General features: G+C 71.6%; 23 protein-coding genes and 3 pseudogenes. 8 read left to right on the top strand and 18 right to left on the bottom strand.

All coding sequences use genetic code 11. From position 1 onward, the window contains the following. Window positions 1-142 precede the first annotated feature (142 nt). The 8 genes and pseudogenes from ACH47Z_RS32665 to ACH47Z_RS32630 form a co-directional block, all read right to left on the bottom strand. Window positions 143-997, bottom strand: coding sequence for an isocitrate lyase/phosphoenolpyruvate mutase family protein (locus ACH47Z_RS32665; protein ID WP_399080181.1), 855 nt, complete (start codon window positions 995-997; stop codon window positions 143-145). Beyond that, a complete protein-coding gene (locus tag ACH47Z_RS32660) occupies window positions 978-1,388 on the bottom strand; it encodes an AlkA N-terminal domain-containing protein (protein ID WP_399080335.1) in 411 nt (136 codons plus the stop codon). The genes ACH47Z_RS32665 and ACH47Z_RS32660 overlap by 20 nt, the downstream gene beginning before the upstream one ends. Window positions 1,389-1,444: 56 nt before the next feature. Continuing rightward, window positions 1,445-1,651: pseudogene (locus ACH47Z_RS32655) on the bottom strand (helix-turn-helix domain-containing protein); the annotation flags it as partial. Window positions 1,652-1,913: 262 nt separating this feature from the next. Continuing rightward, window positions 1,914-2,261: a DUF1330 domain-containing protein gene (locus ACH47Z_RS32650; protein ID WP_399080179.1), complete on the bottom strand. Its 348-nt coding sequence runs from the start codon at window positions 2,259-2,261 to the stop codon at window positions 1,914-1,916. A 98-nt stretch (window positions 2,262-2,359) separates the two neighbouring features. Next, the gene (locus ACH47Z_RS32645) at window positions 2,360-3,043 is read right to left on the bottom strand and encodes a response regulator (RefSeq protein ID WP_399080177.1); all 684 of its coding nucleotides are present in this window, start codon (window positions 3,041-3,043) and stop codon (window positions 2,360-2,362) included. Continuing rightward, window positions 3,040-4,263 (bottom strand): sensor histidine kinase, encoded by a 1,224-nt coding sequence (locus tag ACH47Z_RS32640; protein ID WP_399080333.1) that lies wholly within the window; start codon window positions 4,261-4,263, stop codon window positions 3,040-3,042. Before ACH47Z_RS32640 ends, ACH47Z_RS32645 begins: the two co-directional genes overlap by 4 nt. Before the next feature lie 81 nt (window positions 4,264-4,344). Next, window positions 4,345-6,549: an MMPL family transporter gene (locus tag ACH47Z_RS32635; RefSeq protein WP_399080176.1), complete on the bottom strand. Its 2,205-nt coding sequence runs from the start codon at window positions 6,547-6,549 to the stop codon at window positions 4,345-4,347. A gap of 231 nt (window positions 6,550-6,780) precedes the next feature. After that, window positions 6,781-7,125: an ArsR/SmtB family transcription factor gene (locus ACH47Z_RS32630; protein ID WP_399080174.1), complete on the bottom strand. Its 345-nt coding sequence runs from the start codon at window positions 7,123-7,125 to the stop codon at window positions 6,781-6,783. A gap of 172 nt (window positions 7,126-7,297) precedes the next feature. Between ACH47Z_RS32630 and ACH47Z_RS32625 the strand changes: the two are divergent. Both ACH47Z_RS32625 and ACH47Z_RS32620 read left to right on the top strand, forming a co-directional pair. Then, window positions 7,298-7,478, top strand: a pseudogene (locus tag ACH47Z_RS32625) (hypothetical protein); the annotation flags it as partial. Between the two features lie 497 nt (window positions 7,479-7,975). Then, window positions 7,976-8,329 (top strand): annotated as a pseudogene (locus ACH47Z_RS32620) (ankyrin repeat domain-containing protein); the annotation flags it as partial. 143 nt (window positions 8,330-8,472) lie between these two features. On the opposite strand, the gene ACH47Z_RS32615 reads toward ACH47Z_RS32620, so the two are convergent. From ACH47Z_RS32615 to ACH47Z_RS32605, 3 genes are read right to left on the bottom strand one after another with little or no spacing between them, the layout of a single operon-like run. After that, window positions 8,473-9,186, bottom strand: a complete 714-nt coding sequence (locus tag ACH47Z_RS32615) for a PaaI family thioesterase (RefSeq protein ID WP_399080172.1) — start codon at window positions 9,184-9,186, stop codon at window positions 8,473-8,475. A 40-nt stretch (window positions 9,187-9,226) separates the two neighbouring features. Then, window positions 9,227-10,264: a zinc-binding dehydrogenase gene (locus ACH47Z_RS32610; RefSeq protein WP_399080170.1), complete on the bottom strand. Its 1,038-nt coding sequence runs from the start codon at window positions 10,262-10,264 to the stop codon at window positions 9,227-9,229. After that, a complete protein-coding gene (locus ACH47Z_RS32605; protein ID WP_399080168.1) occupies window positions 10,257-10,688 on the bottom strand; it encodes a 4-oxalocrotonate tautomerase family protein in 432 nt (143 codons plus the stop codon). The genes ACH47Z_RS32610 and ACH47Z_RS32605 overlap by 8 nt, the downstream gene beginning before the upstream one ends. Window positions 10,689-10,832: 144 nt before the next feature. Here ACH47Z_RS32605 and ACH47Z_RS32600 point away from each other — a divergent pair, with 144 nt between their 5' ends. Beyond that, the gene (locus tag ACH47Z_RS32600) at window positions 10,833-11,417 is read left to right on the top strand and encodes a TetR/AcrR family transcriptional regulator (RefSeq protein WP_399080166.1); all 585 of its coding nucleotides are present in this window, start codon (window positions 10,833-10,835) and stop codon (window positions 11,415-11,417) included. A 99-nt stretch (window positions 11,418-11,516) separates the two neighbouring features. Next, window positions 11,517-11,846: a TfoX/Sxy family protein gene (locus ACH47Z_RS32595; protein ID WP_399080164.1), complete on the top strand. Its 330-nt coding sequence runs from the start codon at window positions 11,517-11,519 to the stop codon at window positions 11,844-11,846. 33 nt (window positions 11,847-11,879) lie between these two features. Here ACH47Z_RS32595 and ACH47Z_RS32590 read toward each other — a convergent pair whose 3' ends face one another. After that, a complete protein-coding gene (locus ACH47Z_RS32590; RefSeq protein ID WP_399080162.1) occupies window positions 11,880-12,461 on the bottom strand; it encodes a TetR/AcrR family transcriptional regulator in 582 nt (193 codons plus the stop codon). Window positions 12,462-12,548: 87 nt separating this feature from the next. Here ACH47Z_RS32590 and ACH47Z_RS32585 point away from each other — a divergent pair, with 87 nt between their 5' ends. Further along, window positions 12,549-12,983, top strand: coding sequence for a nuclear transport factor 2 family protein (locus ACH47Z_RS32585; protein WP_399080160.1), 435 nt, complete (start codon window positions 12,549-12,551; stop codon window positions 12,981-12,983). A 156-nt stretch (window positions 12,984-13,139) separates the two neighbouring features. On the opposite strand, the gene ACH47Z_RS32580 is transcribed toward ACH47Z_RS32585, so the two are convergent. From ACH47Z_RS32580 to ACH47Z_RS32565, 4 genes are all read right to left on the bottom strand, one after another. Continuing rightward, a complete protein-coding gene (locus ACH47Z_RS32580) occupies window positions 13,140-13,877 on the bottom strand; it encodes a hypothetical protein (RefSeq protein ID WP_399080159.1) in 738 nt (245 codons plus the stop codon). A gap of 89 nt (window positions 13,878-13,966) precedes the next feature. Next, a complete protein-coding gene (locus ACH47Z_RS32575; protein WP_399080157.1) occupies window positions 13,967-14,638 on the bottom strand; it encodes an acetate uptake transporter in 672 nt (223 codons plus the stop codon). A 313-nt stretch (window positions 14,639-14,951) separates the two neighbouring features. After that, window positions 14,952-16,403: a purine-cytosine permease family protein gene (locus ACH47Z_RS32570; RefSeq protein ID WP_399080155.1), complete on the bottom strand. Its 1,452-nt coding sequence runs from the start codon at window positions 16,401-16,403 to the stop codon at window positions 14,952-14,954. 97 nt (window positions 16,404-16,500) lie between these two features. Then, a complete protein-coding gene (locus ACH47Z_RS32565) occupies window positions 16,501-17,394 on the bottom strand; it encodes a polysaccharide deacetylase family protein (protein WP_399080152.1) in 894 nt (297 codons plus the stop codon). A gap of 271 nt (window positions 17,395-17,665) precedes the next feature. Between ACH47Z_RS32565 and ACH47Z_RS32560 the strand changes: the two genes are divergently transcribed. The 3 genes from ACH47Z_RS32560 (at window position 17,666) to ACH47Z_RS32550 (ending at window position 20,264) form a co-directional block, all read left to right on the top strand. After that, window positions 17,666-18,868, top strand: a complete 1,203-nt coding sequence (locus tag ACH47Z_RS32560; protein WP_399080150.1) for an SMI1/KNR4 family protein — start codon at window positions 17,666-17,668, stop codon at window positions 18,866-18,868. 55 nt (window positions 18,869-18,923) lie between these two features. Beyond that, the gene (locus tag ACH47Z_RS32555) at window positions 18,924-19,481 is read left to right on the top strand and encodes a YciI family protein (RefSeq protein ID WP_399080148.1); all 558 of its coding nucleotides are present in this window, start codon (window positions 18,924-18,926) and stop codon (window positions 19,479-19,481) included. 126 nt (window positions 19,482-19,607) lie between these two features. Next, on the top strand, window positions 19,608-20,264 hold the full coding sequence (locus ACH47Z_RS32550) for a hypothetical protein (protein WP_399080146.1): 657 nt from the start codon (window positions 19,608-19,610) through the stop codon (window positions 20,262-20,264). Window positions 20,265-20,295: 31 nt separating this feature from the next. Here ACH47Z_RS32550 and ACH47Z_RS32545 read toward each other — a convergent pair whose 3' ends face one another. Then, window positions 20,296-21,141: an ABC transporter permease gene (locus ACH47Z_RS32545; protein WP_399080144.1), complete on the bottom strand. Its 846-nt coding sequence runs from the start codon at window positions 21,139-21,141 to the stop codon at window positions 20,296-20,298. Next, the gene (locus ACH47Z_RS32540) at window positions 21,138-22,058 is read right to left on the bottom strand and encodes an ABC transporter ATP-binding protein (protein ID WP_399080142.1); all 921 of its coding nucleotides are present in this window, start codon (window positions 22,056-22,058) and stop codon (window positions 21,138-21,140) included. Before ACH47Z_RS32540 ends, ACH47Z_RS32545 begins: the two co-directional genes overlap by 4 nt. Window positions 22,059-22,161: the final 103 nt, after the last annotated feature.

The following is a 22,161-nucleotide window of genomic DNA, read 5'->3' as shown; positions in this document are numbered from 1 at the left end:
CTCCTCGGGCTGTGCAGTGCAAGCGAGAGCACGCGAACCGTGCACCGACATCCGAGGGGAGGAACGTGTACGGCAGCGGGCCGGAATGCCGTGTTCAGCCCAAGAAACCCATCAGCGCGGGCAAAGACACCCCATGGTGTGGTCACCGGACCGTGCGCGCCGTGCCTACCGCGCTGTTGACGGTGCCGAAGTCCACCGCGCCGGCCATCGCGTCGTAGGTGCCCGCGCCCAGCAACTCGGTCGCCGCGCGCTGGACGGCCCCGTACGCGGTCTGGGCGAGCGCGGTGCCCACGCTGATCCGGCGCACGCCGACCGCTTCGAACCCGGTGACCGACGGTGCGCCCGGCCCCGCCAGCACGTTGACCGGCAGCGGGCTGCGGCGGACCAGCTCGGCGACGGTGTCCAGGTCCACGAGGCCGGGCACGAACAGGCTGTCGGCGCCCGCGTCGGCGTAGGCCTTGGCCCGGGAGAGCACGTCCACCAGGCGGTCCTCCGGAGCGCCGATGCCGAACAGGAAGACATCCGTGCGCGCGTTGATCCACAGGCCGGGCAGCCCCGCTTCCTCGGCGGCGGACCGGGCCGCGCGCAGTCGTACGGCGTGAGCGGGCACGTCGTGCAGCGGGCCGCCCGGAGCGAGCGAGTCCTCGAGGTTGACACCGACCGCGCCGGCCTCGATCACCGCGCGGACGGTGGCCGCGACATCCTCGGCGCCGGGGCCGTAACCGCCTTCGACGTCCGCGCTCACCGGCACGTCGACCACAGCGGCGATCCGCCGCACGGCCTCGGCCATCTCATCCCGGCTGAGGCCATGGCCGTCGGGCCGTCCGGCCGACCAGGCGACACCCCCACTGGTCGTCGCGACCGCCCGGGCACCCGCCCGCACGATCAGCGCGGCACTCGCGGCGTCCCAGGCGTTGGGCAGCACCAGTGCACGCCCGTCGGCAGGCGCGTGCAACGCGCGCAGGACGGCGGCCAGTTCACGCTGGGCGGTGTTCATCTGTCGGTTCCTTCGGTGTGGGTTGGGGTGATGACGTGGTCAGGGCGTGGGCGTGGGGAGTTCCGCCAGGGCCAGGTGGGTCGCGGCGAAGGCGCGCCAGGGGTGCCATGCGGCGCCGGTCCCGTCCCGGGCTTCTGTGGCCGGAAAGGCGTCGGCGTGGCTCAGGCGCAGGGCGGCCAACTGCTCGCGCCTGCGGCTGGTCGGCGCACTGGCGGAGTACGGCGGCCAGGGCGGTCTCCGCCGGGGCGGTGTCCGCGTCCACGCCGAAGATCCGGCCGGCGCGCACCTCCAGCAGGCCGGCCTCGCCGTCCAGGCTGATCGTGCGCCGGTACACGTCCGCCTCCACCGACTCCACGCCCGGTACGGCCCGTTCGGCGAGGAACGCCGGCAGGGCGGGCCAGTGCAGCGGCGGTGCGAAGGCAACCGCGTCTCCAGCCTGCGCAGCTCCACCGGTGCGGCCCGGAAGACCAGCCGCATGTCCCGGTTGAACTGCCGTACGCTGCCGAAGCCGGACGCGAATGCCACATCGGTCACCGTCAGGTCCGTGTCGTCCAGCAGCCGGCGCGCGAAGTGGGCGCGCCGCGAGCGGGCGAGCCGGGCGCCGAGCGCGGCCTCGGTCCCCGTGTCCAGCGCCCCGGCGATGATCAACTGCATGGCCCTGCACAGCAGTTCGGGTACGTCGGCGGCGATCGGCCCGGCCACCCGGTACGGCCGGAAACGCAGACACGCCCGGAAACCGTTCTCCTTGGCCGCCGCCGGCAGCTCGAAGGTGCGCATGTTCTCCGCGAGCGGCTTCGGCCGAGTAGGTCGTCATGCCCCCAGTTCTAGGCGATCACCGGCCGGGATGCTGGCCGGATTCGGACATGACGGCGGGCACCCCGGCTCCGGTCCGTCGGAGCCGAGCAGGCGGCTCACCTCAACGGGCGGCGAGTGCCTCCCTCATCGACTGCGCGGTCGTGGCCGCGTCGTAGCCTTCGGGCACGCCCGGCACCAGGATGATGTCTCCCTCGATGTGACGTGAGCGCAGCGGAGCGATCTCCTGATACGCCTCGGAGTCCCACCAGGCCCGCGCCTGCGCGAGCGACGGGAAACCGATGACGACGACATGACCGGGCCAGGAGCCCTCCTTCACCTCGTGCGCGCCGGCGTGGACGAGGAACCGGCCGCCGTACGGTTCGAAGGTGGCGGTGACCCGCGCGATGTACTCGGCGATCTCCGGGTGCGGGGCGGATTCCTGCAGGTGGGCTATCGCGTAGGCGGACATGGCATCCCTTCCGGCCGCTCGGCTGTTGACGCCCACGATCCTGCCACCGCGGCGGGTGGCGGTCGATTACCCGGCACGTAATCCGGTGTATCGCCCGCTCATCCGTCGTGTCGCGTATGCGGTTTCACCAGCCCGCTCTGGTAGGCGATGACCACGAGTTGGGCGCGGTCGCGGGCGTCGAGCTTGGTCATGGCGCGCTGGATGTGGCTGCGTACGGTCAGGGGGCTCAGGACGAGTTGGTCGGCGATGTCCGCGTTGGACTTGCCGTGGGCGGCGAGGGCGGTGACTTCGCGTTCGCGGTCGGTCAGGGTTCTGACGGCGTCGGGGAGGGTCTGGAAGTCGTCGGTGGCCGGGGCCGCCAGGAAGCGGGTGATGAGGGTGCGGGTGGCGGTGGGTGAGAGGAGGGCGTCGCCGGCCGCGACGGTGCGGATGCCGGACAGGAGGTCGTCGGGGCTGACGCCCTTGCCGAGGAAGCCGCTGGCGCCGGCGCGCAGGGCCTTGGCGACGTTCTCGTCGTTCTCGAAGGTGGTGAGGATCAGGATGTGCGTGCCCGTCAGTTCCGGGCGGGAGCAGATGGCGGCGGTCGCGGTCACGCCGTCGACCTGGGGCATGCGGATGTCCATGAGGACGACGTCGGGCCGGTGGGTAGCGGTGAGGTCGATGGCCTCCTGCCCGTCGGCGGCCTCCGCGACCACGGTCAGGTCCGGGACCGAGTCGATGAGGATGCGGAAGGTCGCCCGGAGCAGGGCCTGGTCGTCGGCGAGCAGGACGCGGATCGTCATGGGGCGGGGCTTTCCTCGGGACTTTCGTCGGGGCTGTCGAGTTCGTCGGGGCTGTCGAGCGGGAGGGAGCAGGCGACCTCGAAGCCGCCGTGCGGACGGTGGCCCGCGTGGAACGTGCCGCCGGCGGAGGTGGCGCGCTCGCGCATGCTGAGCAGGCCGAAGCCGCCGCCGGGGCCGGCCGGCGCGGCCGGGCGGCCGGGGGCGGTGTCGTTGGCGATGGTCAGGGTCAGGAAGCGGGGGGTGTAGCTGAGCCGTACCTGGGCGGTGCGGGTGGCCGCGTGCTTGGTGGCGTTGGTGAGGGCTTCCTGGATGATCCGGTAGGCAGTCAGGTCGAGTACGGGGGTGAGCCGGCGCGGCCGGCCCTCGACGGTGACCGAGACGTCCAGTCCGGCCGCCGCGCAGGCGTCGACGAGGTCGGGCAGGTGCCGCAGGCCCGGCGCCGGGGCCAGGTCGTCCGCGGGGTCGGTGTCCTGGCGCAGGAGCCCCACGGTGGCCTTGAGTTCGCGCAGGGCCGCGGCTGTGGTCTCAGGCAGTTTCGCGATGATCGCGAGGGCCTGGTCCGGGTGGGTGCGGGCGAGGTGGGCCGCGGTGCCCGCCTGGGCGTCGGCGAGGGTGAGGTGATGGGCGACGACGTCGTGCAGTTCGCGTGCGATGCGCATGCGTTCCTGGATCACGCGATGGCGTGCCTCCTCCTCCCGCTGCTGGTCGGCGTGCTCGGCGCGGGCCGCCGCGTACTCGCGGCGCACCTGGATGTAGCTGCCGAGGGCCGCGCTCAGCAGGACCCAGGCCACCGGGTTGACGACGGCGAGGATCACGGAGTTGTGCAGGGTGCTGAGGAACACGCCGGTGACGAGCATGCCGGCAGCGGCCGCCAGCGCGCTGTTCCAGGCGGTGCGCCGGGGTGTGCGCAGGTTCGTGGCGTACTGCGCGACCAGCAGCGGGCCCATCAGGAACGGAGTCATGAGGTAGCCGAGCGCGCCCTCGGCCATCGTGCACAGCGTGGTCACCGCGAGGACGTGCAGGGGGCGGGCGCGTCGCCAGTACAGCGCGGCGCAGGCCGGGGCGGACAGCGCGACGCCGGCCCACCCGGCCGGCGGCGGGTGCATCACCGCCCGGGTGACGAAGACACCGGTGACGGTGCACACGAAGAGCAGCACCAGCATGGCTGCCTCGACGGCCTTCGGCCGGGCTGCCGCCCGACGCTGCCAGCTTGTGTTCATCATGCTCCGAGTGAGGACCGGACGTAGACATACTCCCACCCGGCAGACCGGCATGGCGCGGCCTGCCGGGTGGGGCCCGGGTCAGGTGCGGGCCGGTTCCTGCGGCGCCGTTACGCCGTCCACGGGGGCCGGCGCCGCGGTGAGCCCGGCGCCCTCGACGTCGACGCGGGGCAGCAGCCGGTCGAGCCACCGCGGGATCCACCATGCCTTGTCGCCGAGCAGCGCCAGCACCGCGGGTACGAGCGCCATGCGGACGACGAAGGCGTCCAGCAGCACCGCGACGGCGAGGCCGAAACCGATCGTCTTGATCATCGACTCGCCGGAACCGATGAACGCCGAGAAGACCGCGATCATGATCACCGCCGCGGCGACGACCACCCGCGCGCTGTGCCGGAAGCCGGTTTCGACCGCCTGCGCGGCTCGGTCCCCGTGGACGTACGCCTCCCGCATCCGGGCCACGAGGAACACCTCGTAGTCCATCGCCAGGCCGAAGACGATGCCCACCAGGAAGATCGGCATCAGGCTCATGATCGGACCGGTCTGTTCCACGCCCAGCAGCCCGGCGCCCCAGCCCCACTGGAAGACCGCCACGACCGCGCCGAGGGCGGCCAGCACCGACAGCAGGAACCCGAAGGCGGCCTTGACAGGCACGAGCACGGACCGGAACACCACCAGCAGGAGGACCATCGCCAGGCCGACGATGACCGCCAGGTACGGCACGAGCGCGTCCTGCAGGGCCTGCGCGACGTCGATGTTCATCGCCGTCGTTCCGGTGACCTCGAAGGTCGCCCCCGTCCGTCGCTCCAGTGCGGTGCGCTGCGCGCGGATGGTCTTGACGAGGGTCTTGGTGTCCTCGGTGTTCGGGCCGGTGGAGGGCACGGCCGAGACGAGCGCGGTGTCGCCGGCCTTGTCGAACCGCGCGGGTGAGACGGAGACGACTCCGTGGGTCGCGCGGATCTCCTGGGTGATGGTGGTGACGGCGGCCTTGGGGTCGGCCGCGCCCTTGGCGTCGACCACGATCGTCAGCGGCCCGTTGAACCCCGCCCCGAAACCGTGCGCGAGGGCGTCGTAGGCGCGTCGTTCCGTCGTGGAGACGGGCTTGGACTCGTCTCCCGGCATGCCCATCTCCAGGTGGGTGGCGGGCAGTGCCAGGGCGCCCAGTCCCGCGACGCACGCCAGCAGCACGGCCACCGGACGGCGCAGGACGAAGCGCGCCCACCGGGCACCGGCGTTGTCGGCCGTCCGGGCCACGCGGCCGCGCTTGCGTACGGCCCGGGCGAGTACGGCGTTCGGCCACATGCCGAGCAGGGCGGGGACGAGGGTGAGGGCGACCAGGACGGCGACGGCCACGGCGCCCGCGGCGCACAGGCCCATCTTGGTGAGCATCGGTACGTCGACCACGGCCAGGCCGGCCAGCGCGATGACCACGGTGAGGCCCGCGAAGACCACGGCGGCGCCGGCCGTGCCGACGGCGAGACCGGCCGCCTCGCGCGGTGCGTGGCCGGCGGCCCGTTCCTCGCGGTAGCGGGAGACGACGAAGAGGGCGTAGTCGATGCCGACCGCGAGACCGATCATCGAGGCGAGGGTCCCGGAGGTCAGGGACAGGCCGAAGACGCTGCCGAGGGCCAGGATGGCGACCATGCTGACCCCGACGCCGACGACGGCGGTGAGCAGCGGGAGGCCGGCGGCCGCGAGGGAACCGAAGGTGATCAGCAGGACGACCGCGGCGAGGGCGATGCCGATGGCCTCGGACGAGCCGCCCGCGGCGGGTTTCGTGGCGATCGCGGTGCCTCCGGCCTCGACCGTGAGGCCGGAGGCACGGGCCTGGCCTATGGCCTTATCCAGGGCGTCCTTGTCGCTCTGGGCGAGATCGTCGGCCTTCACCCTGTAGTTCACGGTGGCGTAGGCGGTGGAGCCGTCCTTGCTCACCGCGCCCGCGGTGAACGGATTCACCGCGCCGGCGACCTTCGGCTCGGCGGCGGCTTCCGTCACGAGCGTGTCGATGGCGGTGCGGTGACCGGACGCGGTCACCTTCTCCCCCTGGGGCGCGACGAACACGATCCGCGCGGTGGCGCCATTGGCGTCGGAGCCGGGGAAACGCTGTCCGATCAGGTCGAAGGCCTTCTGTGCCTCGATGCCGGGCATGAACGACGTGCCGCCGTCGGAGGAGGCCGGAGCCTTGGCGGCGCCGACTCCCACGGCGCCGAGGATCACGGCCCACAACAACGTCACGAGCCAGCGCCGCCGGAAGGCGGTACGGCCCCATCGATAGAGCAGGGTAGCCACGGGAAACGGATCTCCAGGTCTGGGGTCGGGGACCTGACCAGCCTGGCCGGAAAGGGGGTGCCGGGGCGTCGTGCCGGTGCTGGCAATACCGCTTGGTGGCAGGGCACGAGCCGACGCGCTCCTCTCCACCTCAGGGAGGAGTACCGCCTACTGCGCCGGGAGGACGTGCACGACGCCCGCGGACGCGGCACGCCGCTCACGGGAGCCGCTCAGTGCGCGCAGCTCAGTCGCTCACTGCGTGGCGTCGTCGCGCAGCAGGAGATCGAGCAGCCCGGGGAAGCGCGCCTCGAACTCCTCGCGGCGCAGCCGGTTGACCCGCCTCGGCCCCTCGTCGCGCTGCTCGACCAGACCGGCGCCGCGCAGCACCGAGAAATGGTGGCTGAGCGCGGCCTTGCCGACGGGCACGTCGAAGCTGCCGCAGCTGCGCGTCCAGTCGGTGGAGCCCGCCAGCTCGCGGATCAGCTGGATGCGCACGGGATCGGCGACCGCGGACAGCGCGGTCAGGACGGAGACGTCCTCGGGATCCGTGTGGACCGGCGCGGCTCGGTGACTCGCGCCCGCGGCCTGGTTCGACATGCCCCTCTCCTCGCCTGCGCGGCTGTTTGCCGGTGTTCGACGGATATCTTACATCCCGGTGTTCGCTTTCCATCGAACATCAGAGCGGCGACCCTAACTCCTTTTCCACGCAGCTTACTTCACCTCTTGACGAAACTGACGCTCCCCACCCAGGCCAGTGCCGAGGTCCTGCGGCACCCACCCGAAGATCGTCTACCACAAGGACGGCATCTCCACCCACGACTTCCGCTTCGCCGACAACAACGCCGAGCCTCCGGAAAGCGTGACCGGCGGCTGGTTCTACCCGCGGCGACTTCGCGTACGCGCCGGCGCACTCCATGCCGTCCGGCATCCCCTTCGCCCCGTACGCCTGACCCCAGCTCACTGCGGTACGCGGATCTGGCCATGCGGGCGGCCGCGGTCCTGGACGTGGGCCGCGGCACCGGCGCGCTGCTGCACCGGTCGCGTGAGCTGGGCCGCGACGGGCGTCTCGTCGGTGTCGATCCGGACCGCGCCGCTCTCGCCGTGCCCGGCGTCGTACCGACGTCGAGGGCCGGTACGGCGACGGGAGCCGCGGCCCGGTCAGCCCCGCCAGGGAGGATGTCATCACGATCGCCCGTCGGCACAAGGCCGCCGAGCACTCGCTGCGCAACCTCTGGCGCGGCTACACGGGCAGAACGACTTCGGCATGGATCGTCTCAACCGGTCGGAGCGCCCAGGTCCGGCAGGTCGTGCACAACGGACTGTCCGCTGCTACCGGCCCGGACGACGGCCGTCGCACAACTCGTACGCGACGGCGTGCGCGTCGAGATCGACGGCGTTGCCGCTGTGGAGCAGCCCGCTGGTGAAGCCCGTCGCTCACCTCACCCACATGAATCACAGGCGACGCAAGAAACTCTCCCGCCACCTGTTCGCGGCGATCCTGGCGGAGGACATCTCTCGGGTGAAGGCCCTCCTGCGCCAGGGGGCCGATCCAGAGCGGGGTGACAACGAAGGGGCCACCCCTCTCTATCGCGCGTCCGTGCACGGGCAGGCCGAGATCGTACGGCTGCTCCTCGCGGCCGGGGCCTCGCCCGACAGCGAGAGCGGCGGACTAGGCTCGGAGGGCACGCCGTTGTGCGCGGCCGCGTGCTGGGGGCACATCCAGACGGTGCGTGAGCTGTTGGCGCACGGTGCCGATGCCCACCTGCGTGAGGACAACGGCACCGGCCGCACCGCCTTGGAGTGAGCGCTCGGCTGCGGCCATCCCGAGACCGCCGCCCTGCTCACCTCCGCGAGAGCAGCGCACGTCCCGTAGTGGCAGCGGCGCCCAGAGCGGAATGCTGCGGGCCCGGAGCACCAACACCGGTTCCTGGGAGTCGGCCGAGTTCAACTACACCGGCGGTGACCCCGCAGCCCGGGGAACAGAGCCTCGGCGCGCTCGGGGTCCGGGGCGATGAAAACGCCGTCGGCTGTGACCAGTTGGGTGGCGGGGTCCGCCTCGGGCGTGATCGATCCGGTGACGTAGATCTTGCGGTCGTCCGTGCCGGTCACGCGGGCGAGGACGCACAGCGGTGTCTCCAGCGGGACGGGGCGGTGGTAGCGCAGTTGGAGGGAGACGGTCAGCCCGGGGATTCCGGCTGCCGCGCAGGCGTGGCCCATGAGTTCGTCGAGGAGCATGGCGCTCATGCCACTGTGGCCGTAGCCGGGCGGGCCCTCGTGGGCGATGCCGAGGGTGCAGCGGCCCACGAGGCCGTCGTCGGCGGGTGTGACGGTCATGGGCGGGGCCAGTGGACTGCCGGTTCCGGTGACCGGACTGAACATCCGTGTCCCGCCCGGAAATTCGTCGAGTTCCGGGATCTCCGCGCGGGCCCGCCGTCGGCCCGTGAGCTGTCCGGTGACGTGCCGGACGCCGTCCGCCACCCGGTGCAGGGTGTCCGGGGAGGCGGCGGTGCGGACGGTGGCTTCGACCAGGGCGCGCAGTTCGCGGCCGAGGCGGTCGATGGCCGCCCTGTGGTGTTCCCGTTGCCTGGCGCTCGTGGGCGTGAGTCCGGCGCTGCGGTCGGTGCCGGTGGCCGGCGGGTCGGTGAAGGAGGTGTGCATCGGGTTTCTCGGTGCGGGGTGGTGTGCGGCCGTGGTGCGGTCAGGCATCGCTGCGGACGAAGACGGGCTTGAGGTACTTCTCCGGCAGCGCGGCGGGCAGGTCCTCCCAGTCGATGACGTGGGAGACCACTGTCCCGGGGCTGACCTTGCCGGAGGCGGCGAGCGCGAGGGCGTCGGGGATGTGGGCGCGGACGTTGTCGCGGGCGATGCGCAGGGTGACCCCGGTGAGGTACATGTCGAGCAGGGGCAGTTCACCCGGGCGGAAGTGGTTGCCCGCCGATTCGCAGATCCCTTCGGGCGCAAGGGACTTGACGGCCAGGGCGAGCTGGTCGACGCGTCCGGTGGCCTCCACGGCGATGTCGAAGCCCCGGGGTGGCGGTTCCAGGGTTTCGGCGGTGGCGGCGCCGAAGGCACGGGCCAGGTCGCGGTGTTCGGGCTCGGGGTCGACGTAGAGCACGTCGGAGGCGCCGAGCGCGCGGGCGATGTCGCACACGTACAGACCGATGCTGCCGCGGGCGACGACCAGCACCCGTGCTCCGGGGCGGGCCTTGAGGTGGGGGGCGACCAGACGCCAGGCCAGCGACCAGTTGTCGCTGGCCGAGGCCATGGCGACCGGGTCCAGTCCGGTGGGCAGCGCGACCAGCATGGCGTCGGCGTACGGCACCCGGAGCAGTTCGGAGAAGAGCCCGCCCCAACTGCCGCCGACGGGTGCGCCGTACATCGCCATGTAGGGGACGGCCTCGCAGTGCGCGGTCAGCCCGGCCCGGCAGCGGTCGCAGCTGCCGCAGTTGATGGACCAGGGGACGACGACGAGGTCACCGGGGGCGACCGAGGTGACGGCGTCCCCGGTCTCGACGACCCGGGCCACACATTCGTGGCCGAGGGCGAACGGCGGGTGGACGCTGTATTCGATATGCGGCTGCCGCCGCGTGGCGTGTCCCGCCAGGATCGCGGAGTCGACGTCGCACGGGGTCGCGGCCACCGGTGCCACGATCGCCTCTCCGTCACCCTGGAGCTTGGGGTCGGGTGCCTCGCGCCACTCGACGGTGCGCCGTGCGACGTAGGTCAGTTCACGCATCGGCATGCTGCCCCTTCGCCAGGGCCACCAGGTCGGCGTAGCGGATGACGGAGCCGCCCGCGCCCCAGGTGCCGTCGGGCTGTTCGTGCACCAGCACCCAGACCCGCAGCGCCTCGGCCTGTCCGAGACCGGCGGCGGCCAGCACGGTCGTGGTCGCCTCCTCGACCAGGCCCGCCTTGCGGCGCTCGGACAGGGCCCCGGCGGGGACGGTGACCTCCACCAGGAAGCGCGGCCGGTCGTCCTCGGCGGTGGTCTGGGCGCCCTCGGGCAGTTCGAGGAGGTAGCTCCAGGCCTGGGCGCGGAAGAAGGGCGTGTCGGGGGCGCCTTCCCACTTCAGCAGCACCGCGGCGAGGTCCCGCTGAACGCTCTGGCGGCCGTCTTCGGTCAGGGCACCGGCAGGGGCTGTGAGCCGGATCATCGGCATGGGGGCACACCTCTCTCTTCGGTCCGTACGACAGTTCATGCGACGGGTCCGTACGAACGACAGGTCTATGACAGTCGTTATAGGCCTGGGTCAGGCTAGACTATGACGGTCGTTATAGCCAGTGGGTCAGAAGGGATCCTGTACGTGAGCAAGCCCACCCCGACGCCACGCGAGCGGATCGTGGCCGGCGCGGCCGACATGATCAGTCGGCGCGGTCTGAACGCGACCAGCATCCGCGAGATGGCCAAGCACGCTCGGGCGCCGCTCGGCTCGACGTACCACTACTTCCCCGACGGCAAGCAGCAGTTGGCCACCGAGGCCGTCCGGTACACGGGCGAGTGGGTCGCCCGTGTCCTGCGCAGGGAGTTGGAGGCGGGGCCGGTCGCCGGGCTGCGGGCCTTCCTCGGCCTGTGGCGCAAGATCGTCGTGGACAGCGACTTCCGGGCCGGCTGCCCGGTCCTCGCCGTCTCCATCGAGGAACCCCTCGGCGACGAGACACCCGCGGCCCTGCTGGCCGCCGCCGACGTCTTCACCGTCTGGGAGAACCTGCTGGCCGGCTCCCTGCGCGAGCACGGCGCCGAGCCCGAGCAGGCGGAGCGGCTCGCGACGCTCACCGTCGCGGCCGTCGAGGGAACCGTGGCCATGTGCCGCGCCAAACGCAGCACCCAGCCCTTGGACCACACGGCGGAGCAGCTCCAGGCGCTCATCCTCGCCACGATCGAGCACTGACCGGCACCACGCCGTCCCGGGCCGCACTCCGGGCGGGCGTCAGCCGTCGATCACGGTCATCCTGGATGCAGCAGGGCCATGACCGTACGGAGGCGTTCGATGGCGTACGACGAAGGGCTCGCCGAACGGATCCGCGAGCGGCTCGGCGGGGATCCCGGCATCACCGAGAAGCGGATGTTCGGCGGCATCGCCTTCCTGCACCACGGCAACATGGCCGTTGGCGTGACCGGCGACGACCTCATGGTCCGTGTCGGCCCGGACGCCACCGACGCGGCACTCGCCCGGCCGGGGGCGCGGCTCTTCGACATGACCGGCCGTCCGATGCGCGGCTGGGTCGTGGTCGCGGGCGACGCCGTCACGGAGGACACCGAACTGGCCGGATGGATCGAGGAGGGCCGGGCGTTCGCCGCGAGTCTGCCGCCCAAGTGACCGGCCGGTTCCGCGTGCAGCGCGTCGGCAGCGTCAGTCCGCCGGTCCCGTCAGGGCCTTGATGGCGGGCCGGAGGATGTCCGCGACGCGATCGGCCGGCGTGTCGCGCAGTGGGGCCAGGCCGAGGAGCTGGTGGCCGATGGTGATGCCCAGCAAGGTCGTGACGACCAGTGCGGCGCGCAGCTCGGGATCCTCCGTCGCGGGCATGGCCGCGGCGATGCCGTCGATCTGCCGGCCCAGGGTGGCACGGACCTGATCGGCCGCCGCCGGGTCGGTGAGCATGGAGCGCATCATCGCCAGCGCGCCCTCGGGTAGACCGCCGAGCTTGAGGCCGAGGGTGGCCAGCAGTTCGTCGACGAGCGCCTCGGCGTGGGTGGCCGTCGGCACCGCAGGGATCGCCTGGACGGCCTGGGTGAACAGCTCGCGCTTGGAGCCGAAGTACTGCATCACCAGCGCCGGGTCGACGCCCGCCGCGCTCGCCACGGCGCGGATGGTGGTGCGATCGAATCCCTTCTCGGCGAACAGCTCCCGGGCGCACTCGAGGATGCGCGCCTCGGTGGCTCGGCGGCGGTCGGCACGGGACTGGTGGGGCCGGGGCTGGTGAGACGTGGACACCGATTCACTCTACAACCGTTGACCGAACTTCCGCCCGGGCCTTACGGTGAGTGGGTCAACAAGCGTTGAGCGAATGAGGTGATCCCTGTGCCGGACCTGGAGACGCCCGCTGTCCGCACGACCCGTGCCATACTCGCCCGCTACTACCAGGCCATGCTCGACAAGTCCGCGGACGACCTCGCCGACCTGTACGCCGTGGACGGGGTGCACGAGTTCCCGTTCACCGCCCCCGGCTTTCCCCCGCGCTTCGAGGGGCGCGAGGCCGTACGCGCCGGATACCGGGCGGCCTGGGGCGCCAGCCCCGCCCAGGTGGCGGAGATCAGGCAGGTGGCGGCGTACGAGACCGCCGATCCGGACGTGCTCGTCGCCGAGCACGTCGTGGTCGGCACGCTGCCGGACCGGGAAGCCGCTTTCACTGTCCCCGGGCTCCTGATCCTCCACGTCCGTGACGGACTGCTCACCCGGGTCCGGGACTACATGGACAGCCCGGCCGTCGCCGGCGTACGCCCCCAGGCCGACTGACCGGGGCACACTCGGTGCTCAGAGGGCGCCGGTGCGCACACCGGCGGTGGCCGTGCTTACGTAGGCCCTACGAATCTGCCGCGTCGCCGACCGCAGCAAGGCTGGGCCCTGTTCGAGTACGCCCATCTCGACCGACCGACCGGGCAGGTTCGCGTCCTACTTCAGGATGTTGACGGCGCGGGCGACCACGAGGACCACGGTCACCAGGGACACCGACGACTGCAGCATCATCAGTGTCTTCGCCCAGCGGGACAGCGGCATGACGTCGGTCGGGCTGAACGCGGTGGCGTTGGTGAAGGACAGGTACAGATAGTCCTGGAACTCCGGTTCCCAGTCCGGTGGCGCGAGTTCCGGATTCTGCATCTGTACGAAGAGGAAGTCGGCGTACTGGTGCCGCCCCTGGACCCGGGCCATCGGGCCGCCCCGGTCCCATTCCCAGTACCACAGGGCGAACACGATGACGTTCGTGACCCAGATGACGCCGCCGGTGAGCAGCAGCGGCACCGCTTGATCGCCGCCGGTGCCGTTCACCAGGTCCCGGACGAGCCGGACCGCCGACCAGCCGTTGGCCAGGCTGATGACACAGATCAACGTCAGGCCCAGCCCTCTCAGCCATCGCGTACGGGGCTCCACCCGGCGGGGGTTGGCGGCGACCAGGCCGGCCAGCAGGGCCAGCTCCAGCGCGGGCATGGCCCACGCCGGGTGGAGGAGGGTGAGCCGGTGCGGCAGGGTCAGCTGCAGGGCGACGGCCGCGAGGATCACGGCCGTCACCGTCCAGCGCGGCTCACCACGGGTCGCCCGGCGCCAGGCGGGGACGAGCTCGCGCTCCCCGCTCTCCAGCAACCGCTCGATCCTGGCCAGCCGGCTCTCGGCGTCATCCATGTCGTCGTTCATGATGAGGATTGTGGCGGGCGAAGCCCTCCCGGCGGGAACCGGGCCGCCCGCCGTCGCGAGCATGCCGCGCCGAGGTGGCCTCCGGTCAGTCATGCCTCGGGCGGGACGCTCGACACGCGCGCCGGGGCCGGGCCGGACTGGCGCGGGCCCACGGGCAGGACCGTACGGCCGTGTGTGTCGTTGATGACGGTCGCCGCCGACGCGTACCAGGCGACGAGCCCCGTGGCGATACCGAACCACCCGCCCACCTGGGTCATGGCGTGCGGCTCCGCCCCGGTCTGGAACGCTCCGATGGCCAGGAAGACGAAGGTCGGTGCGAGCAGGACGAACACCATCAGCACGGCGAGACTGACCCGGAGCGCGGCGACGGCCATGTAGGCGGTGAAGATGCCCCACCCGAGCAGGAACAGGCCGAGCGCGTTGTGCACGTCACCGGCGAGGGCCAGGCGCGGCGCGATCCACCAGTAGGACAGCCAGAAAGCGCCGTACGAGACGAACGCCGTCGCGCCGAACGTGTTGCCACGGCGGAACTCGAACAGGCCGGCGGCGAACTGCGCGAGGCCGCCGTAGAACAGGGCCAGTCCCAGGATCGGCACGATCGCGCCGGGCTCCTTCAGCAGGTTGGTGTTGGCGATCGAGAGCAGCAGGGTGGTGAAGGCGAAGCCGGCCAGGCCCAGCGGGGCCGGGTCGCCCCGCACCGCCGGGCGCGGGGTTTCCGCTGGTGGCTGCTCCGGGCGCGGGCTCCTCATGTCCTCGTTCATGACCGGCATCCCTTCGAGCAGCTGTCCACCTTTACGGAAGGTACCCATTTGTCGTATTTGTTAGGCATGTTCCGGCCAGGTGAATGCGCGGCTGCCGGCTACGAAGGGCGACGAGGGATGCCTGAGGAGTTACGCGGCCGGTTCGCACAGGCAGGGGGTATTCCAAGCCGCTGCCGGCGGCGGATCTGGCACACCACGGGTTCGGGACTCGTCGTGGGCAGGGCGGTGGCGGCCACCGTGACCAGGACGACGGCGGCTCGCTGCCTACGTGCTGACGGGCATCGCTGTCCGGCGACACCCGCCGATGTGCCGGTCAGGGCTCGCGGTGTTCGTGGGCCGCCTGTTCCAGTGCCGCCGCCTCCGCCTGGGCGACGCGCGTCTCGGCCGCCACGTCGATGGAACGGGTCAGCCACCAGTACAGCAGCGCGGAGACCGGCAGGCCGATGAACAGGGAGATGTCGGCGCCGTCCAGGGCCTTCGCGGCGGGGCCGACATACAGGGTGCCCACGGAGAAGAACGGGATCATGGCGGCGAAGCCGACCGCGTAGGCGATGATGCCGTGCCAGCCCCAACGGCCGTAGATACCACGGGGGTTGAAGATCTCGGCGATGGCGTAGTGGCCGCGGCGGACGACGTAGTAGTCCATGAGGTTCACGGCGGTCCACGGGATGAAGAGGTAGAGGACGAGCAGCAGGAAGTTGTTGAAGTTCTCGAGGAAGTTGGCGGTCGCGGCCAGGGCGCCGACCAGGGAGAGGGCCGCGGTCAGACCGATGGTCACGAGGCGCACGCCCAGCGTCGGCCGTACGCGTTTGAACGAGTCGATGCCGCTGATCAGGGTCAGCGAACCGCCGTACATGTTCAGGGCGGTGACGGACACCAGGCCCAGCGCGGCGAAGAGCAGGACGATCGCGCCGAAGCCGTTGAACACCTTGTCGCCCGCGGAGTTGATCGACTTGATCGTGTCGAAGTCCTTGCCCGCCCAGGCGGCCAGCAGCGCTCCGAGCACCATCAGCCAGATGCCGCCGAGCGCGGAGCCGAAGTACGTCCAGTAGAAGGTCTTGCGGACCGTGACGTCCGGCGGGAGGTAGCGCGAGTAGTCGGAGACGTAGATGGCCCAGCTGATCTGGTAGCCGGCGACCACGCCGAACTGCGCCAGGAACGGCGTCCACTTGAAGGCGCCGAGGTCGAAGGAGCCTGCCGGGTAGTGCAGGGTGACGAGGACGCCCACGGTGAAGATCCCGAAGATCACCAGGAAGGTGTACGTCAGGATCCGCTCGGCCTTGTGGATGATGTCGTAGCCGACCAGGGCGATGACGAGCGCGATCACGGTGACCACGACGACCCACAGCTTCACACTGCCGTGCAGCGTGGTGTGCAGGGAGTCGGCGGCGAGGATGCTGTTGAAGACGTTGAACCCCGCGTACTGCACATAGGCGAAGAGCCAGACGAGCAGGGCGCCGACGTAGCCGAACTGGGGGCGTGACTGGATCATCTGCGGCAGGCCCAGCTGCGGGCCCTGTGCCGAGTGGAAGGCCATGAAGAACGTGCCGATGACGGTGCCGGCGACGATGGCCAGCAGCGACCAGATCAGGTTGCCGCCCTCGGTGATGCTGATCAGCCCCACGGCGAGGGTGGCTATCTGGGCGTTGGACATGAACCACAGCGGGCCCAGATGCCAGAGCTTGCCGTGCCGCTCGTCCAGGGGGACGTAGTCGATGGAACGGATCTCGAGGCCTGACACCCTCGGCTCTGCTGAAGTGCTCATGACGCCTCCCGTGCCCGGTCCGCCTTGGGAGACATTGTGATCCTGCGGGGGCGCGGTGACGAGTGCTGAGGTGCGGATTTACGATTCCGTGGCCTGCTCAGCCGTGGAGAGCGTCCGACAGGCGGACGAAACGGTGGCCGGTGGCCAGCAGATGCGGTACGGCGCTCGCGATGCCCTGGGCCGTGCCGCCGCCGGGGTGGTTCATGTGGCAGATGACGATGGAACCGCCCGGCGCGGCCGCGACGGTCTCGTGGACCTGCTCGTGGGTGAAGGTGGCGCCGCCGTCGCCGTTGACGGAGAAGCTGACGAAGCGTTCCCCGAGGTCCTGGACGATGCGTGCCGCCACGTCGTCGCAGTACGCGGTGCCGGACCGGAAGTAGCGGGGCGGGGCGCCCAGCAACCCGGTCAGCTTGGCCCGGTTCCCGGCGATCTCGTCGTACACCTCACCGGCGCTGCGGGTGCCGGGGATGCCGTACGCGGAGCGGCCGGTGACCGACAACGGGCGGTGCCGGGTGCCGTGGTTGGCGATCTCGAACTGCGGCTCGGCGGCCAGACGGTGGAACTCGGCCGGGTTGGCGTCGATCCAGCGGGAGTTGAGGAACAGCGTCGCCGGGATGTGCCGGGTGCGGAGGAAGTCGATCAGCGCGCGGTCGAAGCCGCTGCCGCCCGGGCCGCCGCAGGCGTCGAAGGTCAGCGCGATCTCGTTCTTCGCGTTCGGCAGGGAGTGCACCACTCCGGGGGCGTCGAAGCCCCACGTGTGCGGCGCGCTGTGCCCGTAGCGGGCCACGATCTGGGCGCGGGTGACGGTGGGTCGGGTCGCGGCCGTCGTCGTCGAGGGGGTGGCGCCGGAGCCCTGCGGGGCCGGCGCCGGGCCGGTGTGCGGCGAGCCGGAGGACGAGGCGGAGTCGTCAGTGCCCCTGTTGTGGCCCGCGCAACCGGCGAGCAGGCCTCCCGCCATGGCAGCGAGCACCGCGCGACGACCGGCAGTCATCCGTCCGCTCCTCCTCAACCGATCGACAACACCGGGTGGGACACACCTGGCGCAACATACCTGGTGGCGGGCCGACACAGCCGACGGCCGCCCACATCGGCAACCGTACGCACCCCGGCGGCCACGACTGTGAAGACGCCGGTAAGCGCGGGTAAGAGATCACCCAGAATCACTAGGACGTCGCTGCGCGGTCGTCCGGCGTGTACCGGCTCACGGTGGGAAGGCGACCGCAGGCCCGTTGATGTCAGTGCCTGCCTCTACTGTCGGTCGTATGAACACCGGGCTGGTCGAGAACTCATGGGACCGCATCGACAGTTGGCTGGAGCGGCACGCCCCTCGGACGCTCGCCTCGCTGGGCGCCCCCGCGACGGACGAGGACATACGGGCGGCCGAGGCCGAGCTGGGCCTCGCCTTCCCTCCGGACCTGCGCGCGTCACTGCGCCGGCACGACGGGGCCCCGGCCGGCCCGGAGGCGTTCCGGTTCCCGACACACGACCGGCTGCTCGGTCTGCGGGAGATCGCCGGCATGACCGCCGGCCTGCGCGAGCTCGCCGCCGGCCTCGATGACGGCCTCGATGACGGCCTCGATGACGGCCTCGATGACGGCCTCGATGAGGAGGAGGCCGCGGCCTACTGGCACCACGGCTATCTCAAGATCGGTTCGTACGGGGTCACCGCCGACGGGCTCACCGTCGACTGCCGCCCGGGACGGGACTCCTACGGCGCGATCGGCCGCTTCTTCGACGAGACCGGCACCGACTTCGGTCACGCCGACTCGCTGGGCGCCTACCTCGCCGGGGTGGCGGATCGGCTGGAGTGCGGCACGGGTGCCGGAGCGGTGGCGTTCAACGGGCGGCTCATATGGGAGTCCCTCGCCGTGCCGCCCGGGCCGGACCGCGGCAGTGCCGACGACCCCCTTCCCGGGCCTGAGGAGCCGCTTCCGCCGCTCGACCTGCCGGGACGTCGCACGGATCCGCTCCCGGTGGGCTACCTGCTCGGTCTGGAGGAACTCGGCGCGCTGGTCGCCGTGCTGCCGCGCGAGCGCGTGGCCGAGGCGGCGCGCAGACAGCTGCGCAGGCTGGCCACCGAGACCGGGCTGGCCAAGTACCCCGAGACCAGTGCGGCGCTGGACGCGCTGGAGCGGGGCGAGCCTCTGCCACCCGACCCGACCGGCCCCCTCGGCCTGCGGCTGCGCTCGGTGCTCGCGCAGGCGGACGCCCACCGGGACGCCCTGCGCAGATGGGCCGCGGAGCGGATGGCCGAGACGGTATGGTCCGCGTCTCCGCACCGGGCGGTGAGCAAGATCGCGACCACACGCAGCCGGCTGAGCGCCGACTGGCGGACGGAACTCCTCACCGACCTCGGCGACCCGCCCGTTCCACCGATGCCGGACGACCGCTTCTGGGGGACCTTGCGCAATCCCGACATCGACTCCCGCCACTACGCCCGCCGTTACGCCGCGAGCCCGTGCTGACCACCGGCGAAAGCCGGTTGAACCGCCGCCCCGCGATGCGGAAGGGTCTGAGGGCATGGAGTTCTTCTGCTACCACCGTGACCGGCCCGGCTCCTCGCCGCTGCGCAGGGAGTTGCTGGAGGAGCACTGGTCCTACATGGACCGGTACGCGAAGGAGATGATCGCCCGCGGCCCGACCTTCTCCGGCTCCGGCGACGGCGAGACGCCCACCGGCAGCGTGCACATCCTCGATCTGCCGGATCCGGCCGCCGCTCGCGCGTTCGCCTTCGACGAGCCCGGCTACCAGGCGGGTGTGTACCGGGACGTGCTGCTGCGCCGCTGGCGCAATGTGCTGGGCCGCACCATGTGGGACTTCCCCGGCGGCCGGACCGGCGGCAACCGGTATCTGGTGCTGGGCCTCGGCTCGGAGCACACCGCCGAGCCGCCCGCGCCGACCGACCGGGACGAACTGATCGCGTACGGGCCACTGCTGTCCGACGACGGCACGGCCTGGCTGGGCACGGCGGCCCTGGTCAGAGCGCCGGACCCGGACACGGCACGAGCTGTCCTGTCCGCGGGCCCGTACGCCGAGATCGAGGTCCACGACTGGCAGTTCGGCGGACGACGGACGTGAGGACGGACCGACGGCCCGGTCCTGCGGACGGCAGGCACCGGGCCGGAGGCGGCAGCCCGGCACAGGCGACGGTCTCGTGATCAAAAGCGTGGGCGTGGCCCGGTCCCGGCGCGGTACCGTCCCGTCATGTCCCGATCAGCGAAGACCGGCTTCTCCCCGTCCTCCGTCACCGCGGACGATCTCGACCTCGCCGTACGACTCGCTGTGACGGTCCTCCGGGAGGCGCCCCCGGACGGGTGGGACGGCACGGCCGGTTCGCTGGAGTGGGACTGCTGGGAGACCGCCGAGCATCTCAGCGACGACCTGTTCTCCTACGCCGCTCAACTGGGCCCCAGGACACCACCGTTGGACGGAGAGGTGCCCTTCGTGTGGGCGAGGCGCCGGCCGGGCGGCCCGGCGAACGTCGTCCATGTGAACCGTGAGGCCGGTCCGGCGGGCCTGTTGCAGGTGCTGGAGGCGAGCGGCGCGCTGCTGGTCGCCATGGTGCGTACGACGCCTGCGCAGACCCGCGCCCACCACGTCTTCGGCATCTCCGACCCCGAGGGCTTCGCCGCGATGGGGATCGTGGAGACCCTGGTGCACACCTACGATCTGGCCCAGGGACTCCGGCTGGCCTGGCGCCCGCCCGCCGATCTGTGCGCACGGGTGCTCACCAGGCTCTTTCCCGACGCCCCCGACTCCATGGATCCCTGGCGCACCCTGTTGTGGGCGACCGGACGCGGTGAACTGCCCGGCCGCCCGCGCCTGACGACCTGGCGCTGGGACGGCACACCCCGGACGTAGGGCTCGGGTGTCCGCGCCGGCCGCGCAGAGCTCAGACGTCCCGGCGCCGGACGACCAGCACGGCGAGTGCCACCGCGATCAGCGGCCACAGCGCGTACACGACCCATGAACCGGGCACGGTGGCGCTCAGCATGAGGGAGCCGGGCTGCGGTTGCCAGTTCTGGATCAGGCGCCGCCAGGCGGTGAGGACCATGGCGTGCTGGATGTCTGCGGACCACCGCCTCCTCGCCGAGAAGACCGTGGGCAGCATCAGCAGTGTGAAGGCGCAGACGGCGATGGTCGCTGCACTGTGCCGGATCAGCACGCCCAGCCCCAGGCCGATCAGGGCGCAGATGGGGGTCACCAGGACGGATGCCACGAGGGCGCGCGGCACTCCGGGGTGGGTGAGCCCGACTCCGGCGTGCCGGCCGTTCAGGATGGCCTGCACGACGAAGAAGGAGGCGAAGGAGACCGCCGTACCGACGGCCGTCCACAGCGCGGCGGTGACGGTTGCCTTGGCCAGCACGACCGAGCCGCGGGCGGGAACAGCCACGGTGGTGGTGCGGATCAGGCCGCTGCTGTACTCGCTCACGACGCTGATGGCGCCGGCGCTGCCGGCGACGAGCATCAACGTCATGTAGCCGGACGGCGGAAAGGCGTCGAACGGCAGGAAGTCCGGCGGCTGTTGCCCGTGTGTGGCGGAGCCCGCCAGGTTGCGATAGTCCGCCAGCCCGGCCACCGCAGCGGATCCGATGGCGAAGAGGGCGCCGAGGGCGATCGTCCACCAGGTCGAGCGCAGGGACCGCAGCTTGATCCACTCCGAAGCGATCAAGTCACCGAAGCGGGCGGGGGGTTCGACGGCGGCCCGGGGCGTGGGAACGGAGGTGAGGGTATTCATCGGCGTTGTCCTGCCAGGTATTCGACGCTGTCGGCGGTCAGTTCCATGAACGCCTCTTCCAGTGAGGCGGTCTGTGTGGTCAGCTCGGTCAGCTGGATCCGGTGCTCCAGGGCGAGCGCTCCGATCCGGTCCGCGGGCAGCCCGGCGACGACGATTCTTCCGGTGTCGGCCCCGGCCTGCGGCTCGACCGACCCGCCGGCCGCGGTGAGTACAGCCGCCAGCTCGCCGGCTCGCGGACTACCGGCGACCACGTGCAGCCGCGTGCCGCGCGCCGCGAAGTCGGCCAGCGACTCGGCAGCGATCAGCCGGCCCCGGCCGATGACGACGAGCTGGTCGGCGGTGTTCTCCATCTCCGACATCAGGTGGCTGGAGAGGAAGACGGTACGGCCCTCGGCGGCCAGGCGCCGGAACAGAAGTCGTACCCACAGCACGCCTTCCGGATCCATGCCGTTGATCGGCTCGTCGAACAGCAGCACGGGCGGGTCGCCGAGCAGGGCGGTGGCGATGCCGAGCCGCTGCTTCATGCCGAGCGAGAAGCCGCCGATACGGCGCCGGGCCGCGTCGGCCAGCCCGACCTCCTCGAGCACCTCCCGCACCCGGCGCTGCGGGATGCCGTTGCTGCGGGCCAGGGCGGACAGATGGGCCGTCGCGGTGCGTCCGCCGTGGACGTGGTTGGCGTCCAGGAGGGCGCCCACATGCCGCAGTCCGCGCCGGTGGCCGTGGAAAGGGACCTTGCTGACGGTGGCGGTGCCGCCCGTGGGGGTGTCCAGACCGAGGATCATCCGCAAGGTGGTCGTCTTGCCGGCTCCGTTGGGGCCGAGGAAGCCGGTGACCTGGCCCGGCCGCACGGTGAAGGACAGATGGTCGACGGCCGTCCTGCCGCCGTACCGCTTGGTGAGTTCGCTGACTTCGATCACGGGACCACCGTGCCGGGCGGCCCCCCGTCCGGGCATGGGGCCGCGGATGGCAATGCGGGCCGCCTGGTTCGCCCGCGGGTGTACATCCCCGGGCCGATGCCGC

This window comes from Streptomyces sp. NPDC020192, assembly GCF_044388685.1.
Taxonomy (GTDB): Bacteria; Actinomycetota; Actinomycetes; order Streptomycetales; family Streptomycetaceae; genus Streptomyces.
Note: the sequence above shows the minus strand (reverse complement) of the source record. Positions and strands in the feature narration are given on the sequence as shown.